The organism is Oceanicola sp. 22II-s10i (genome assembly GCF_002210105.1).
GTDB lineage: Bacteria > Pseudomonadota > Alphaproteobacteria > Rhodobacterales > Rhodobacteraceae > Pseudooceanicola.
In genome coordinates, this window is sequence record NZ_AQQU01000002.1 from 264,485 (window position 1) to 279,336 (window position 14,852).

The 14,852-nt window shown below is 68.8% G+C and carries 17 protein-coding genes; 11 read left to right on the forward strand and 6 right to left on the reverse strand.

Annotated elements, in window-relative coordinates:
- Positions 1-55 precede the first annotated feature (55 nt).
- Together ATO6_RS09260 and ATO6_RS09265 are read right to left on the reverse strand one after the other, a co-directional pair.
- Complete coding sequence (locus tag ATO6_RS09260; RefSeq protein ID WP_088623704.1) at positions 56-844, reverse strand: phytanoyl-CoA dioxygenase family protein; 789 nt, start codon at positions 842-844, stop codon at positions 56-58.
- A gap of 413 nt (positions 845-1,257) precedes the next feature.
- The gene (locus ATO6_RS09265) at positions 1,258-1,677 is read right to left on the reverse strand and encodes a VOC family protein (protein ID WP_088623705.1); all 420 of its coding nucleotides are present in this window, start codon (positions 1,675-1,677) and stop codon (positions 1,258-1,260) included.
- Positions 1,678-1,903: 226 nt separating this feature from the next.
- On the opposite strand from ATO6_RS09265, the gene ATO6_RS09270 reads away from it, so the two are divergent.
- The gene (locus ATO6_RS09270) at positions 1,904-2,521 is read left to right on the forward strand and encodes a trimeric intracellular cation channel family protein (protein WP_088623706.1); all 618 of its coding nucleotides are present in this window, start codon (positions 1,904-1,906) and stop codon (positions 2,519-2,521) included.
- Entirely contained in the window at positions 2,518-3,330 is an 813-nt protein-coding gene (gene blaOXA / locus ATO6_RS09275) for a class D beta-lactamase (RefSeq protein ID WP_217898991.1), read from the forward strand. Before ATO6_RS09270 ends, blaOXA begins: the two co-directional genes overlap by 4 nt.
- Positions 3,331-3,420: 90 nt before the next feature.
- On the opposite strand, the gene ATO6_RS09280 is transcribed toward blaOXA, so the two are convergent.
- From ATO6_RS09280 to ATO6_RS09290, 3 genes are all read right to left on the reverse strand, one after another.
- Positions 3,421-3,660, reverse strand: coding sequence for a calcium-binding protein (locus ATO6_RS09280; RefSeq protein ID WP_088623708.1), 240 nt, complete (start codon positions 3,658-3,660; stop codon positions 3,421-3,423).
- A 263-nt stretch (positions 3,661-3,923) separates the two neighbouring features.
- Complete coding sequence (locus tag ATO6_RS09285; RefSeq protein ID WP_088623709.1) at positions 3,924-4,514, reverse strand: peptidoglycan-binding domain-containing protein; 591 nt, start codon at positions 4,512-4,514, stop codon at positions 3,924-3,926.
- A gap of 47 nt (positions 4,515-4,561) precedes the next feature.
- Entirely contained in the window at positions 4,562-4,972 is a 411-nt protein-coding gene (locus ATO6_RS09290; protein WP_088623710.1) for an OB-fold nucleic acid binding domain-containing protein, read from the reverse strand.
- Between the two features lie 131 nt (positions 4,973-5,103).
- Between ATO6_RS09290 and ATO6_RS09295 the strand changes: the two genes are divergently transcribed.
- The 9 genes from ATO6_RS09295 to ATO6_RS09335 all read left to right on the forward strand — a co-directional run bounded on the left by ATO6_RS09295 (position 5,104) and on the right by ATO6_RS09335 (position 13,324).
- Positions 5,104-5,427 (forward strand): 2Fe-2S iron-sulfur cluster-binding protein, encoded by a 324-nt coding sequence (locus ATO6_RS09295; RefSeq protein WP_088623711.1) that lies wholly within the window; start codon positions 5,104-5,106, stop codon positions 5,425-5,427.
- Positions 5,427-6,263 carry a VCBS repeat-containing protein gene (locus ATO6_RS09300; RefSeq protein ID WP_088623712.1) on the forward strand — a complete coding sequence of 279 codons (837 nt, stop codon included), beginning with the start codon at positions 5,427-5,429 and terminating at the stop codon, positions 6,261-6,263. Before ATO6_RS09295 ends, ATO6_RS09300 begins: the two co-directional genes overlap by 1 nt.
- Positions 6,264-6,403: 140 nt before the next feature.
- Positions 6,404-6,751, forward strand: a complete 348-nt coding sequence (locus ATO6_RS09305; protein ID WP_141101957.1) for a hypothetical protein — start codon at positions 6,404-6,406, stop codon at positions 6,749-6,751.
- Positions 6,752-6,797: 46 nt separating this feature from the next.
- Entirely contained in the window at positions 6,798-7,712 is a 915-nt protein-coding gene (locus tag ATO6_RS09310; protein ID WP_088623714.1) for a LysR family transcriptional regulator, read from the forward strand.
- A 225-nt stretch (positions 7,713-7,937) separates the two neighbouring features.
- Positions 7,938-9,095 (forward strand): ABC transporter substrate-binding protein, encoded by a 1,158-nt coding sequence (locus ATO6_RS09315; RefSeq protein ID WP_088623715.1) that lies wholly within the window; start codon positions 7,938-7,940, stop codon positions 9,093-9,095.
- Between the two features lie 57 nt (positions 9,096-9,152).
- Positions 9,153-10,145, forward strand: a complete 993-nt coding sequence (locus tag ATO6_RS09320) for an ABC transporter ATP-binding protein (protein WP_088623716.1) — start codon at positions 9,153-9,155, stop codon at positions 10,143-10,145.
- Positions 10,142-11,080: an ABC transporter permease gene (locus tag ATO6_RS09325; protein ID WP_088623717.1), complete on the forward strand. Its 939-nt coding sequence runs from the start codon at positions 10,142-10,144 to the stop codon at positions 11,078-11,080. Before ATO6_RS09320 ends, ATO6_RS09325 begins: the two co-directional genes overlap by 4 nt.
- The gene (locus ATO6_RS09330) at positions 11,070-11,876 is read left to right on the forward strand and encodes an ABC transporter permease (protein WP_088623718.1); all 807 of its coding nucleotides are present in this window, start codon (positions 11,070-11,072) and stop codon (positions 11,874-11,876) included. Before ATO6_RS09325 ends, ATO6_RS09330 begins: the two co-directional genes overlap by 11 nt.
- Before the next feature lie 23 nt (positions 11,877-11,899).
- Positions 11,900-13,324, forward strand: a complete 1,425-nt coding sequence (locus ATO6_RS09335; protein WP_088623719.1) for a gamma-aminobutyraldehyde dehydrogenase — start codon at positions 11,900-11,902, stop codon at positions 13,322-13,324.
- Between the two features lie 112 nt (positions 13,325-13,436).
- On the opposite strand, the gene purD is transcribed toward ATO6_RS09335, so the two are convergent.
- The gene (gene purD / locus ATO6_RS09340) at positions 13,437-14,714 is read right to left on the reverse strand and encodes a phosphoribosylamine--glycine ligase (protein ID WP_088623720.1); all 1,278 of its coding nucleotides are present in this window, start codon (positions 14,712-14,714) and stop codon (positions 13,437-13,439) included.
- Positions 14,715-14,852: the final 138 nt, after the last annotated feature.

A 14,852-nucleotide genomic window follows, 5' to 3' on the forward strand; every position in this document is an offset into this window, starting at 1 on the left:
GGAGGGGGCCCCGCATCGCGGGGCCCTTTTCATGTGCGGTGTTGTCGTGGGGCCGTCACGCCAGCCCGCAGGCCCTGCGGATCGCGATCTGCACCGGCGAGGGCGGAAGCGCCGGATCGAACGGCCCCGTGGGAAGCAGGGCAGGCTGCGCCATGAAACGCGGGTTCCTCCCGCGATGCGCCTGCGCGGCATGTACGAGGAAGGGATGGCACAGATAGACCGTCCCCGCCGGTCCGGTCGCCAAGACGGTCTCGCAGTTCTCGGTCGAGCGGTAGCCGTCGGCTGACAGCTGGGCCAGCGTCGCGCCCGCCTCGCCATGGGGCAGCAGGTCGCGCGCGATCTGGTGGTGCGAACCCTTGCGGATGCGCGTCGGGGCGTCCTCGGCGCCGACATCGGACAGCAGGAACAGCATCAGCAGCGCGCGGTCCCGGCTGGTGACATTGGCGCGCCATTGCATGAAGTCCGGATGGTCGGTCCCGAAGCTGACGTCGATATGCCAGCCGTCGTCGCCCGGCGCGCTGTCCGAGGGGAAGCGGATCGGGATCGTGCCGAGTCCGGCGGGCCGGATCCAGCGGCCCGCCCCGGCCAGCTGGTCGTAGGCCCGGTGGAGCCGGGCGGTGTTCGCCACGGCGACGAAGGGCGGCGCGGACTGGAAGCCGACCCGGATCACGGGCGCGGTCCAGTCCTCGGGCCTGTCGGGGGACAGGCCGGTTCGGGTCCAAAGGGCGTCTGTGCAGCGCTCCGCGTCGGCGCGGCTGAAGGCATCGTCCAGCCGGACGAAGCCGTCGGTGATGAAGCTCTCGACCTGAGCCGCGCTCAGGCCGTTCGGATGGGTGGGGGACATGTCATGGTCTCCTTTGGGCCGCCGCTTGTGCGGGGCCCTGTCTGATCTGGTGGCGCGGGTGCGCCGGAACGGGTCGGGCCGTTCAGACCAGCGGGAAGAATGTCGACATGAACATCATGCGGCAAACGTAAGTCGTGCCGGGACCGACGGCAAGCGCGTCCGGCGTCGTTGCGGTCAGGGTCGGTGGCCGCCGAGGTGCTGCCAGCCCGCGAGGCGTAACGGCGTGGCGTCCGTCCGGGCCGGTCGCTCTGTCCGCGGTGATCGACCTGTCCTGTGCGCTGGAGTTCATCGCCCCGGTGATGATCCGCCTCCACACCCGCGCGCGGCGGGGCTGGTAATGACGGTCTCTGCCTTCGCTCGCCTCCGGAGCATCTCCGACCGGGCCTCATCCGCCGCCCGTCGGCGGCTCACGGTCAGACCCCGAACCGCACGTGGCCGTCAGCGTCGATCTCCCACGCCGGGTTCCACGCGATTTCCCATGCGTGGCCGTCCGGGTCCGCGACATAGCCGCGATAGCCGCCGTGCGGGGGCGCATCCGCCGGGCGCAGCACCGTGCCGCCGTGGCGGGCGAGACGGGCGATGAGCGGCTCCACCTCCGTCCTGTCGCCCACGTTGTGGGCCAGGGCGCAGGCCGCGTGGCCCGTGGCCCGGCGCGCCATATCCTCTTCCAGCGCGGGTTTCAGAAACGTGCCGAGGACGAGGCCGTTCATCTGGTAGAACGCGATCTCGGGATTCTCGAAGACCGGGGTCCAGCCGAAGCCCTGACCGTAGAACCGGGCCGATACGGCAAGGTCGGCGACGCCGAGCGTGATGACGGAAATCTGGTGTTGCATCTGAATGCCCTCACTGCTGGCGCGAGCGGGATGCCTGCGCCGGAAGTGTCTCGGGCCGCTGCCGTTGCAGTGGAAGGACCCGCCGCAGCGGGGGCCGGGCCAACCGTCCCGCACCTGACCTGTTTCAGACAGCGCCAAGGGTATCGCGCCAGCACGGCAGGTCAAGGGCGCTTGGTCCCCGCGCGGTCCTCGCCTATGGTCCCCGGCGGAACAATGGAGGCCAGGAATGTCCGTCGCCACGCTGCTGGTCACGCTCAACGTGCTGGGGACCTTCGTCTTCGGCCTCAGCGGGGCGCTGGTGGCGATCCGCAGGCGGCTGGACCTGTTCGGGATCCTCGTGCTGGCGGCGGCCACCGGGGTCGCGGGCGGGATGATCCGGGACCTGCTGCTCGGGGACACGCCGCCCGAGGCGCTCAGGAACCTGTGGCCCATGACCATCGCCGCCTCGGCCGGGGTCTGCGCCTTCTTCTTCGGCCCGCTCATCGAAAAGATGAAGCGCCCGGTGATGGTGCTGGACGCCGTCGGTCTGGGCGTGTTCGCCGTCGCGGGCTGTCACAAGGCGATGTTCTACGGCCTCGACACGCCGGGCGCGGTCCTGCTGGGCGTGATGACGGCGGTCGGCGGCGGCATGCTGCGCGACATCATGGCCGCCGAGGTGCCCCGCGTCCTGCACGAGGAGGTCTATGCGCTGGCAGCCCTGTGCGGGGCGGCTGTCTATGCGGTCAGCTTCCGGTCCGGCGTGCCCTACACATGGGCGGTCGGGGGATCGGTGCTGCTGGCGGTCGGGCTGCGGCTGGCCAGCGTGCGCTATGGCTGGCGCCTGCCACGGGCGCGGGGCGAGTGAGCGTGCTGCACAGGGTTCTGGCCGCAGGTGCAGTCTGGCTGGCGCTGGCCGGTGCGGCGGCGAGCGGGACGCTCTGCACGCTGGTGACGGAGGCCGCGACGGGCCGCATCCTGCTGGAGGAGGGCGACTGCCGGACGCGGGTGACGCCGGCCTCGACCTTCAAGCTGGCGCTGGCGGTGATGGGATTCGACGCGGGTATCCTGAAGGGGCCGGACGCGCCGGTCCTGTCGTGGCAGCCGGGCGATCCGGACTGGGGTGGCGCGGCGTGGCGGCGGGACACCGGCCCGCGCGCGTGGTTGCAGCATTCGGTCGTCTGGTATTCGCAGCGGATCACGCGGGAGCTGGGGCAGGCGGCCTTTGCCGATTACGTGCGCCGGTTCGGCTACGGCAACGCGGATGTCTCGGGCGATCCGGGCAAGGGCAACGGGCTGGAGCGGGCATGGCTGTCGTCTTCGCTCAGGATCGCGCCGGTGGAGCAGGCGGCCTTCCTGCGCGGGCTGATCATGGACACCCTGCCGGTGCGGCCCGAGGCGATGGCGAAGACGCGCGAGATCACCGAGCGGCGCGAGGCCGGGGAGTGGGTGATCCACGGCAAGACCGGCTCGGCCTATCCCCGCCGCGCGGACGGCAGTTTCGACAGGGCGCACGGCTGGGGCTGGTATGTCGGCTGGGCTGGAACAGGCCGCGAGGCGCTGATCTTCGTCCGGCTGACGCAGGCCGAGGGACGGACCGGGCGGTCGCAGGGGCTGGTCACGCGGGACGGGCTGCTGGCGGACTGGCCGGGGCTGGCGGCCCGGCTGGGGCGCTGAGCCGAGCGACGGCACGCACGGAAACGGGCGGCGCATTGCGCGCCGCCCGCCGTCACGAGGGGATGTCTTGTTGAGGTTCTGACTGGGGGATCAGCTTTCCTCTGCCGGCAAGACCCCTGCCTCCTGAGCCGCCGCGACCTCTTCTTCGCTGAGCATGCCGTCCGCATCGGTGTCCGCCACGGCAAAGCTGTCCGCCGTGAATTCGGGTTGCACCGCCTGGATCTCGGTCAGGCTCAGGCTGCCGTCGCCATCGGTGTCCACCTCGGCCATGGTCATGGCGTGGGCGCCGGACGCGGCGAGGACGGTGGCGGCGAAGAGTGCGTATTTCATGGATTGTCTCCGGTTGTTGCGCGCCGTTGCGTGGCGCTGACCCGATATGGCCATGCCTTGGAACGGCGTGCACCGGAGAGGATGCGGACAGCCGGTTTTGGGCGCCGGTCTGCGAAAACCGGGGTCCGGCGTGGGCGGGTTATGGCGCGAAAAATGCCCGCCTCGCGGGTCGGCGGAACGGCTCTTGCACGTGTGGCGTGTTTGGGCGGCGGGCCGCCCGACCGCGACGGCCGGACTTGGCGTGCGCCGGAATCGGACCCAGATCAGCCGGTTGCCGGGACGGGCACCATGTCCTCGTCCGCACCCGGCACCTCGACCACCGCAAGGCCCAGCCTGCGCGCGGCGGCCAGCGACAGCACGCCGCTGTCCAGCCCCTCGGGCCGCTGGTAGGCGCGGACGGCGCGGCGGGTGGGGGCGTCCATCTCGCCGGTGATCGGGCCGGAATAAAGGCCCCGCGCCTCAAGCGCGCGTTGCAGCGAGGCGATGAAGATCGGCGTCATCTCGGGTTCGCAGGGGGTGCGGAACCAGATCTCGTGCCGTTCCTTGACGATCTGCTGGCGGGTCTCGGTCCGGTAGCTGGCCGGTTTCACGACCGTGCCGTCGTCGTTGATCTGCGGCGCCTCGACGAGGATCTGTTCCGTCACCGTCTCGATCACCGCAGGCGTCGCGTCACGGTCCCAGCAGGTGCCGGGCGTCGCACCCGGCGGGGCCTCGGCCCGGATCCGGGTGATTTCCGGCGCGCCGAGCGCGATCGGGTCCGAGGCCGTGCCCGTGCCGCCGCAGGCGGCGAGGGTAAGGAGGGTCAGCGTCGGCAGGACGGCCCGGAAGGCCGGTGTCGAACGGGAAAGGCGCATGGAAGGCTCTTGGTCTGCTCGTGGCGGTTGTCCGCTTTTGCGGCACTCTACCCGCTTTTTCCGTAGCGCGGAACCCTCGCCGGACCGTCGGCGCGCAGGCACAGCTTGTCGACCCCGAGGCCGGGCAGGGCGTCGAGCATGGCCGAGATATCCTCGATATCCTCGGCGATCATATGGGTCACGCCGTTGTCGCGCTGGACCCGGCCCGTGACCCGCAGCATCCGCCCCGAGATCACCGCGCGGCGGAAGCGTTCGTACATCTTGCGCCAGACGATGACGTTGACGATCCCGGTCTCGTCCTCGAGCGTGACGAAGATCACCCCCTTGGCCGTGCCGGGCCGCTGGCGCAGGATCACGATCCCCGCGACCGTCACGCGGGCATTGCCCGGCGGCAGGTCGAGCAACTCGGCGGGGATCGCCGAGGGGGGCCGGGGCCAGTGGGGCGGACGCTGCGTCATGAGAACAATTGTAGAACATTCCGCGCCGGTCGCAAGCCCGTTCCCCGCTGCGGCGAAAATGGGGGTGGCATGGGCGCGGGGGCACGGCTAGATCAGACGTGGAGACAGGCAGGGAGACCTACGGGGAAGCTATGGCGAAGATCACCTATATCGAGCACAACGGCACCGAGCACGTCGTCGACGTCAAGAACGGCATGACGGTGATGGAAGGCGCCCGCGACAACGGGATCCCCGGCATCGAAGCCGATTGCGGCGGCGCCTGCGCCTGTTCGACCTGCCACGTCTATGTCGATCCCGCATGGCTCGACAAGCTGCCGCCCAAGGGCGACATGGAAGAGGACATGCTGGATTTCGCGTTCGAGCCGAACCCGGAACGGTCGCGTCTGACCTGCCAGCTCAAGGTCACGGACGAGCTGGACGGTCTGGTCGTCCAGATGCCCGAGCGCCAGATCTGATGCGCGGCGCGGCCCGCCTGATCGCGGCCGCGCTCCTGACCCTCGGTGCGGGGGCGGCCATCGCCTGCGAGGCGGTGACGGGCGGCCATGGCCAGTCCGGCCGCAGCACGGAAGCCGAATTCACCAACAGCGCGCCCGGCGGCGGGCGGCACGAGAACTGGGTGCCGCGTGGCACCCGGCTTGTCATGCATGCGGGCTTCGAGGCGTTCAGCCGTGAATACGGGCATGATGTCTTCGGCGGGCTGGCGCATGGCAAGTCGCTGACCATCCATGTCCGCGTTCCGGGCGAAGCGCGGATCACCTGCCCGGCTGGGGTGGTGCTGCCCGACGGGCAGGTCTTCGAGGACATCGCGCCCCGGCTGGTGGACCTGACCGGCGACGGCCTGCCCGAGGTGGTCACTGTGGTCAGCAGCGTGACGCGCGGCGCGGCGCTGGCAGTCTACGACCGGCGCGGGCGGCTGGTCGCGATGACCCCGCCGATCGGGCAGGCGAACCGCTGGCTGGCGCCGGCGGGCTTCGGCGATCTGGACGGCGACGGGCGGATCGAGATCGCCTATGTCGACCGGCCCCATCTGGCCAAGGTCCTGCGGATCTGGCGGCTGGAGGGCGGGCGGCTGCGCGAGGTCGCGGCGGCAGAGGGGTTCACCAACCACCGGATCGGCGATCGCGTGATCCACGGCGGCGTCCGCGACTGCGGGCAGGGGGCCGAGGTGCTGACGGCGGACGGCGCATGGTCGCGCCTGCTGGCAACGCGTCTCCGGGACGGACGGATCGTGGCGCGGGACCTCGGCGCCTATTCCGCGCGCGCCATGGACCGCGCCCTGGACTGCCGTTAGCGGCAGGCGGGCAGCGCAGCCGCGGCACATTGTTATCCTGTGTCCGGTCGATCGCGATAACCCTTGCGCCATGACCGCAGCCGTTCCTTTCACCTCTGGTCGAAGGCAGGACAGAAGACCGACCGGAGCAGGTGCAGGGCGTGACCGGCAGAATGTTATGGTCGATATCCGGTGGCGCACTGCCGGAGAACGGCGGCCTGCCGGAGGGTGGCGAGATCGTCGGGATCGCGAGCCACGACCTCGAGAGGGGCGGGGCCGGGATCTATGCCTCGGGGCGCGATTTCTACCTTGCCGATGGCGTGATCTGCTTTTCGGCGGGCACCTGGAACACAGCCAGCCGGGAACCGCAAGCCCGTGCTCGCATGCCCGGCCTGAAAGCCTTGCCGGGGGTGCAGACCGCCACCCGACGGAACAGGCCGTGCGGCCGCCGAATGCGCGGGCATCGGTTCCGCGACGGGCCGGCAGGCCGGCAGGGCGCACTTGTCTGACGGCGCAATGCGATGTCCTATCGGCAGAGCACCGGGAGCGACGCGCATGTCCTTTACCCTCAAGCAGTTGCACTACTTCGTCGCGGTGGCCGAAAAGGGATCGGTCGTCGGTGCCGCGCGCACGCTGTCGATATCCCAGTCCTCGGTGACCGAGGCGCTCAAGGCGCTGGAGGCCGATCTGGGTGTGACGCTGTTCGAACGGCATGCCCGCGGGCTCGCGATCACCTACAGCGGGCACCAGTTCTTGCGGCACGCCACTAAGATCCTGTCGGATGTCTCGGGCGCGCGCCGGGCTTTCGAACAGCCGCCGGGCACCACGCAGGGGCGGCTGAACATCGGGGTGACCTCGCTGATGTCGGGCTATGTGATGTCGGACCTGCTGTCGCGTTATCGACGGATGAACCCGGCGGTCGAGGTGTCCGCGCTGGAAGAGCCGGGCGACTATCTGGAACATCTGCTGATCGGCGGGGAACTGGACGTGGCGGTGATGGTCACGTCGAACCTGCGCGACCGCATGGCGCTGCAGAGCGAGATCCTCGACATCTCTCCGTTCCGTCTGTGGCTGCCGCTGGAACACAAGCTGACGTCGCGCGACAGCATCGGGCTGGACGAGGTCGCGCAGGAGCCCCTGATCATGCTCAACGTCGACGAGATGGAGGAAGAGGCGGTCAAGCTGCTCTCGGCCTTCGGGCGGCGGCCGCATATCGCCTTTCGCACCCGGTCGGTCGAAGCGGTGCGCAGCCTTGTCGCCACCGGGGCCGGAGTCGCCCTTTTGCCGGACCTCGTCTACCGCCCGTGGTCGCTGGACGGCGACCGGATCGAGAGCCGCGACGTGTCGGGAAGCCTGCCGATTGTGCAAGTCGGAATGGTCTGGCGGCGCGGGCTTCCGCTATCCCCGGCGGCGCATGACTTCATTTCCCTTGCGCGCATGGGGCAAAGCGACCGTCACCTGCGAAACTAGGTCCGGGCTATCGGTTTTTCCGAACGGGTTTTTCTGAATTATGGATTTGCGAACGCTTCGGACGCTTTCCATAGTTCCGGTGCAGCGGACGGATCAGTGCCGTCCGCCCAGTCACGGCCGAGACGTGCCGGGGATCAACACCAACACAGAACCGGGTTGCCGCCTGTCCCGGACCGCGCCGCCGCGCGGTCAGCGGATCCGTGCGCCCGCCAGAGGGAGACCGCAATGACACGCAATTTCATCACCGCCGTGGTGACCGCGATCACCGCCGCTTCGGTCGCGACGGGCGCGGTGGCGCAGATGACGGCAATCGGAGAGGGCGAGGGCGCCCTGTCGATCGTCGCATGGGCCGGTTACATCGAGCGCGGCGAGACCGATGCCGCCTTCGACTGGGTGACCAAGTTCGAGGAAGCCACGGGCTGCATGGTCTCGATCCAGACCGCCAACACCTCGGACGAGATGGTGGCGCTGATGAACGAGGGCGGTTTCGACCTCGTGACGGCCTCGGGCGATGCGTCGCTGCGGATGATCGCGGGCAAGCGCGTGCAGCCGATCAACGTCGATCTCGTCCCGTCCTGGGGCACCGTGGACGACCGGCTGAAGGACGCACCGTGGCACACCGTGGACGGCGTGCATTACGGCGTGCCCTACATGTGGGGTCCGAACGTGCTGATGTACAACACCACAGCCTTTGCCGAGGCGCCGACCTCGTGGTCCGTGGTGTTCGAGGAGACGACCCTGTCGGACGGGCAGACCAACGCGGGCCGGGTGCAGGCCTATGACGGCCCGATCCACATTGCGGATGCGGCCAATTACCTGATGTTCCACAAGCCCGAGCTTGGCATCAAGGACCCCTACGAGCTGAACGCCGACCAGTACGCCGCCGCGCTCGACCTGCTGCGCCAGCAGCGGACGCTGGTCAGCCGTTACTGGCACGATGCCTTCATCCAGATCGACGATTTCAAGAACGAGGGTGTGGTCGCCTCGGGGTCCTGGCCGTTCCAGGTCAACCTGCTCAAGGCCGACAATGTGCCCGTCGCCTCGGTCATCCCGCAGGAAGGCGCGACCGGCTGGGCCGACACGACCATGCTGCATGCCGACAGCGAACATCCCAACTGCGCCTACAAGTGGTTCGAACATCAGCTCAGTTCGAACCTGCAGTCCGACCTGTCGGTCTGGTTCGGTGCGGTGCCGTCCGTTCCGGCGGCCTGCTCGGACGGGCGCGGCATGCAGACCCAGGAGGGCTGCGATGCCAACGGTCTGGCGCAGTTCGAAGAGATCAAGTTCTGGAAGACCCCCGTCGCCCAGTGCGAAAGCCAGGACCAGTGCGTGCCCTACTATCGCTGGGTCTCTGACTACATCGGCGTGATCGGCGGTCGCTGATCTGATGCAACCACCCGCGCCGCCAGTGGTGGCGCGGGACCGGACACGGGACATTCCATGCCAGCGGTAAGCTTCGACAAGGTCTCGCGCCATTTCGGCTCGGTGCGGGCGGTGGATGGCGTCGACCTCGACATTGGCGAGGGCGAGTTCTTTGCCATGCTGGGCCCCTCGGGGTCGGGCAAGACCACCTGCCTGCGGCTGATCGCCGGATTCGAGAGGCCGACCGCGGGCGACATCCGGCTGTTCGGGGACAGCGTGCGCGACCTGCCGCCCTACCGCCGTCAGGTGAACACGGTCTTTCAGGACTATGCGCTGTTTCCGCATCTCAACGTGCGCGACAACGTGGGTTACGGGCTGATGATCGCGGGCCGGCCGAGGGCCGAACGCGACCGCGAGGTCGCGGCGGCGCTGGAGATGGTGCGGCTCGGGGGCTACGGCCAGCGCAAACCCTCCGAACTGTCGGGCGGCCAGAGGCAGCGTGTCGCGCTGGCCCGTGCGCTCGTGAACCGCCCCCGCGTGCTGCTGCTGGACGAACCGCTTGGCGCGCTGGACCTCAAGTTGCGCGAACAGATGCAGGAGGAACTCAAGAGCCTCCAGCGCCAGCTTGGAATCACCTTCGTCTTCGTCACCCACGATCAGGGCGAGGCGCTGTCGATGGCTGACCGCATCGCGGTCTTCAACGAGGGCCGGATCCAGCAGGTCGGCACGCCCGAGGATGTCTATTTCCGCCCCGATGTGCCCTTCGTGGCCGATTTCGTGGGATCGTCCAACGTATTGCCCGCCGCCCTGGTGGAGACTCTGACAGGCCGGCGCCAGCCCGCCGCGATCCGTCCCGAACGCCTGCGTCTCGGCTCCGGGTCCGGCGGCGCGCTGAGCGCGCAGGTCACGGGGCTGAGCTTTCTGGGCCTGACCACCCGCGTCACCCTCAAGGCGGGCGACACGCGCCTGACGGCACTGCTGCCGCAGGACGCCCCGCGCCCGGCAGAGGGCGACACCGTCAGCCTTGAATGGGCGCCGTCCGATCTGCACCTGATGCGGGGGAGCGCATGAGCACCGCCGCGCATAGCGCCGCCGGCGGGCCGCTGGCCCGCCTGTCGGATGCGCTGTGGCGCAGCCCGCGGCTGCTGCTGGCGATCCTGCTCGGGCCGCCGCTGCTGTGGCTGGGGGTGATCTACCTCGGCTCGCTCTTCGCCCTGCTGCTGCAGAGCTTTTTCTCCATCGACCATTTTACCGGCATGGTGGTGCGCGAGTTCACCCTGCGCACCTATGCCGAGCTGTTCACTCCGGCGAATTTCGACATCATCGTCCGCACCGTCACCATGGCGGCCTGCGTGACGCTGGCTTCGGCCATCATCGGCTTTCCGATCGCCTACTACGCCGCCCGCTACGCGCGGGGCCGCTGGCGGGCGGCCTTCTACCTCGGGATCATGATGCCGCTGTGGTCGAGCTATCTGGTCAAAGTCTATGCGTGGAAACTGATCCTCGCCAAGGAAGGCATCCTGAACTGGGCGCTGGACGGGATTCACCTGCAATGGGTGCTGGACGCCTACCTGTCGCTGCCGGTGGTGGGCGGGAACTCCCTGTCGGTCAGCCCGACGGGGACGTTCATCGTCTTTGTCTACGTCTGGATGCCGTTCATGATCCTGCCGATGCAGGCGGCGCTGGAGCGTGTGCCCGTCTCGATGCTCGAAGCCTCGGGCGATCTGGGCGCACAACCGGGGCAGACCTTCCGCCATGTCCTGTTTCCGCTGGCCTTGCCGGGGGTCGTGGCGGGGTCGATCTTTACCTTCTCGCTGACGCTCGGCGACTACATCATTCCCCAGATCATCGGCACCTCGCGGCTGTTCATCGGGCAGGCGGTCTACCAGCATCAGGGCGTTGCCGGAAACATTCCGCTGGCGGCGGCCTTCGCGGTCGTGCCGATCCTGATCATGGGGCTCTACCTGTGGGGCGCGAAACGGATGGGGGCATTCAATGCACTCTGACCGCGCACCGCTCGGGTTGAAGATCGCCGCAGCGGCGGGGCTGGCGTTCCTGCACCTGCCGATCCTGCTGATCTTCGTCTACGCCTTCACGACCGAGGAGAAGTCCTATCAGTGGCCGCCGCCGGGGCTGACGCTGAAGTGGTTCGCGGTGACATGGAACCGGCCGGACGTCTGGCAGGCGCTGATGCTGAGCCTCAAGGTCGCCTCCGTCGCCACGCTGGTGGCGATGGTTCTGGGCACGCTCTGCGCCGCCGCGGTCAGCCGGTCGAAATTCTTTGGCCGGGAAACCGTGTCGCTGCTGGTCATCCTGCCGATTGCCCTGCCGGGGGTGGTCACCGGAATCGCGCTGCGATCGGCGTTTTCGCTGGCGGATGTCCCGTTCAGCACATGGACCATCGTGCTCGGCCACGCGACCTTCTGCGTGGTGATCGTCTACAACAACGCGGTTGCCCGGTTCCGTCGCACCAGCGGCAGCCTGATCGAGGCCTCGATGGATCTGGGCGCGACGTATTTCCAGACGCTGCGCTTCGTCATCCTGCCCAACATCGCGACGGCACTGGTGGTCGGAGGCATGCTCGCCTTCGCGCTGTCGTTCGACGAGGTGATCGTGACGACCTTCACCAGCGGGCAGCAGCAGACGCTGCCGATCTGGATGCTCGAGGAACTCGTGCGGCCGCGTCAGCGGCCCGTGACAAACGTGGTGGCCATGGTCGTGGTCCTGGTCACCCTTCTGCCCATCCTGGGTGCCTACTACCTGACCCGCGGCACCGACACGGTGGCCGGGCAGGGCAAATGACGACAAAGGTTCGGAGGATAACCATGCAGACGAAGATGCTGATCGGCGGCGCCAGAGAGGCCGGCACCGAAACCGAGGAGCAGGTGCTGAACCCGCGCACCGGCGAACTGATCGTCGCGATGCCCGAGGCGGATGCGGGCCAGGTCGACCGCGCCGTCGCGGCCGCCCGCAAGGCGTTCCGGACATGGTCGCGCACCACGCCGGGCGAACGCTCGGCCCTGCTGCTGGCCATCGCGGACGCGGTCGAGTCGCGCGCCGCCGAGTTCGCGGCGCTGGAGGCGCTGAACTGCGGCAAGCCCATCGGGGCCGTCACCAATGACGAGATCCCCGCCATCGCCGACTGCTACCGTTATTTCGCCGGTGCCGTGCGCAACGTGCACGGCCCGGTCTCGGGGGAATACCTTGCGGGGCACACCTCGATGATCCGGCGCGACCCGATCGGCGTGGTCGCGTCAATCGCGCCCTGGAACTATCCGCTGATGATGATGGCGTGGAAACTGGCCCCCGCGCTGGCGGGGGGCAACACGGTCGTGCTGAAGCCGTCCGAACAGACACCGCTGACCGCGCTGCTGATGGCCGATGTCCTGTCGGGCATCCTGCCCGAGGGCGTGGTGAACATCATCGTCGGGCAGGGCGCCAGCGTGGGCAACGCGCTGATCAACCATCCGGATGTCGACATGGTCTCGATCACCGGGGACGTGGCCACCGGCAAGAAGGTCCTGCAGGCCGCATCGAAATCGGTCAAGCGGACGCATCTGGAACTGGGCGGCAAGGCCCCGGTCATTGTCTATGACGATGCCGACCTGAGCGCGGTGGTCGAGGGACTGAAGGCCTTCGGCTATTACAACGCCGGTCAGGACTGTACCGCGGCATGCCGGATCTACGCGGGATCGAAGATCTACGACAACTTCGTCGCGGATCTGTCGGGGGCGGTCGCGTCGATCGTCTACGACAATCCCGACGACAGCCTGAACGAGATCCCGCCGCTGATCTCGGCCCGCCAGCGCGATCGGGTGGCCAGCTTCGTGCAGCGCGCTTCGGACCTGAAGCATGTGGAAATCACGACGGGCGGCAGCGCACATGGCGGGTCGGGCTTTTATTATCGCCCGACGGTGGTCGCGGGCGCCCGGCAGGAGGACGAGATCGTCCAGCGCGAGGTCTTCGGCCCCGTCGTCTCGGTCACACGGTTCGACGACCCGGACACGGTGCTGGACTGGGCGAACCAGTCGCAATACGGGCTGGCGTCGTCCGTCTGGACCCGCGACATCGGCCGCGCGCTCGACGCATCGGCGCGGCTGCAATATGGCTGCACATGGGTGAACACGCACTTCATGCTGGTGAACGAAATGCCGCACGGCGGGCTGAAGCAGTCCGGCTACGGCAAGGACATGTCGATGTACGCGCTCGAGGATTACACGGTGGTCCGTCACGTGATGATCGCACACTGACCGGCTGCATGTAACGACACCGCAGGTGCGGGGGCTCTGCCCGCGCCGGGCCGAAGGCCCGGCCCCCCCGGAGTGTGTCCGGCCGGATGTGTCAGGGGATCGGCGCGGGGCCTCAGCCGAGCACGCGCCAGCCGATGTCGCGGCGGCAGAAGCCTTCGGGCCAGTCGATGGCGTCGACCATGGCATAGGCGCGGTCGCGGGCCTCCTGCAGGGTCGCGCCGCGGGCCGTGGCGTTCAGGACGCGGCCGCCGGTGGCCAGCGTGCGGCCTTTCTGGTCGCCGGTGCCGGCGGTGGTCCCGGCGTGGAAGCACATCTCGAACGAGGTCTCGGGCAGGGCCGACAGGCCGCGGATCTGCGTGCCCTTGTCGTAGCTGCCGGGATAGCCCTTCGCCGCCATCACCACCGTCAGCGCATGGTCGGCGGCCCAGTTCACCTGCGTCTCGGCCAGCCGCCCGTCGGTGGCGGCGTCGAGCAGGTCGAGGATCTGCGCGCCGAGGCGCATCATCAGGACCTGGCATTCCGGGTCGCCGAAGCGGCAGTTGTATTCCACGAGGCGCGGTTCGCCGTCCTCGATCATCAGGCCCACGAACAGGACGCCCTGATAGGGCGTGCCGCGTTTCACCATCTCGGCCAGCGTCGGGCGGACGATGCGGTCCATCGTCTTCTGCTGCACCTCGTCCGACAGGACCGGCGCCGGGGAATAGGCGCCCATGCCGCCGGTGTTGGGGCCCTCGTCGCCGTCATGGGCGCGCTTGTGGTCCTGCGCGGTGCCGATCGGCAGGGCGGTCTCGCCGTCGCAGAGGACGAAGAACGACGCCTCTTCGCCGGTCATGAACTCCTCGATCACCACCTCGGCCCCGGCCGCGCCGAATTCGCCCGAGAACATGTCGTCGATGGCGGCCAGCGCCGTTTCCAGGTCCATTGCCACGATCACGCCCTTGCCTGCGGCGAGGCCGTCGGCCTTGATCACGATCGGCGCGCCCTGCGCCTCGACATAGGCGCGGGCGGGGGCGGCTTCGGTGAACCGGGCATAGGCGGCCGTGGGGGCACCCGCGGCGTCGCATATCTCCTTGGTGAAGGCCTTGGACGCCTCCAGCCGGGCGGCGGCCTGCGAGGGGCCGAAGACCCGGAAACCCGCCGCGCGCAGGTCGTCGGCGACGCCTTCGGCCAGCGGGGCCTCGGGGCCGACGATGACGAAGTCGATGGCGTTCTCCTCGCAGAAGTTCGCGACGAGGGTGCCGTTCATGATATCCAGCGCGGCGCATTCGGCGATGGCGGCGATGCCCGCATTGCCCGGCGCGACGATCAGCTTGTCGCATTTCGGGTTCTGCATGACGGCCCATGCGAGGGCATGTTCGCGGCCGCCGCCGCCGAGGATGAGGATGTTCATGAGGTCAGGTCCCGCCCGGATGCTGTTGCGCCGGGTTCTAGGCGGCGGGGGGCGCGAGGGCAAGCGTGCGCCGGGGCGGCCGGTGCGTCCTGCGCGAAATCAAGGCGAGGCCGCCGTGCGAGGGCGATCCGCCGGGGA

Bases quoted from the DNA above. Each gene is read 5' to 3' on its own strand.
- ATO6_RS09260 (WP_088623704.1), bottom strand. From the start codon at position 844: ATGTCCCCCACCCATCCGAACGGCCTGAGCGCGGCTCAGGTCGAGAGC.
- ATO6_RS09265 (WP_088623705.1), bottom strand. From the start codon at position 1,677: ATGCAACACCAGATTTCCGTCATCACGCTCGGCGTCGCCGACCTTGCC.
- ATO6_RS09270 (WP_088623706.1), top strand. From the start codon at position 1,904: ATGTCCGTCGCCACGCTGCTGGTCACGCTCAACGTGCTGGGGACCTTC.
- ATO6_RS09280 (WP_088623708.1), bottom strand. From the start codon at position 3,660: ATGAAATACGCACTCTTCGCCGCCACCGTCCTCGCCGCGTCCGGCGCC.
- ATO6_RS09285 (WP_088623709.1), bottom strand. From the start codon at position 4,514: ATGCGCCTTTCCCGTTCGACACCGGCCTTCCGGGCCGTCCTGCCGACG.
- ATO6_RS09290 (WP_088623710.1), bottom strand. From the start codon at position 4,972: ATGACGCAGCGTCCGCCCCACTGGCCCCGGCCCCCCTCGGCGATCCCC.
- ATO6_RS09295 (WP_088623711.1), top strand. From the start codon at position 5,104: ATGGCGAAGATCACCTATATCGAGCACAACGGCACCGAGCACGTCGTC.
- ATO6_RS09300 (WP_088623712.1), top strand. From the start codon at position 5,427: ATGCGCGGCGCGGCCCGCCTGATCGCGGCCGCGCTCCTGACCCTCGGT.
- ATO6_RS09310 (WP_088623714.1), top strand. From the start codon at position 6,798: ATGTCCTTTACCCTCAAGCAGTTGCACTACTTCGTCGCGGTGGCCGAA.
- ATO6_RS09315 (WP_088623715.1), top strand. From the start codon at position 7,938: ATGACACGCAATTTCATCACCGCCGTGGTGACCGCGATCACCGCCGCT.
- ATO6_RS09320 (WP_088623716.1), top strand. From the start codon at position 9,153: ATGCCAGCGGTAAGCTTCGACAAGGTCTCGCGCCATTTCGGCTCGGTG.
- ATO6_RS09325 (WP_088623717.1), top strand. From the start codon at position 10,142: ATGAGCACCGCCGCGCATAGCGCCGCCGGCGGGCCGCTGGCCCGCCTG.
- ATO6_RS09330 (WP_088623718.1), top strand. From the start codon at position 11,070: ATGCACTCTGACCGCGCACCGCTCGGGTTGAAGATCGCCGCAGCGGCG.
- ATO6_RS09335 (WP_088623719.1), top strand. From the start codon at position 11,900: ATGCAGACGAAGATGCTGATCGGCGGCGCCAGAGAGGCCGGCACCGAA.
- purD (WP_088623720.1), bottom strand. From the start codon at position 14,714: ATGAACATCCTCATCCTCGGCGGCGGCGGCCGCGAACATGCCCTCGCA.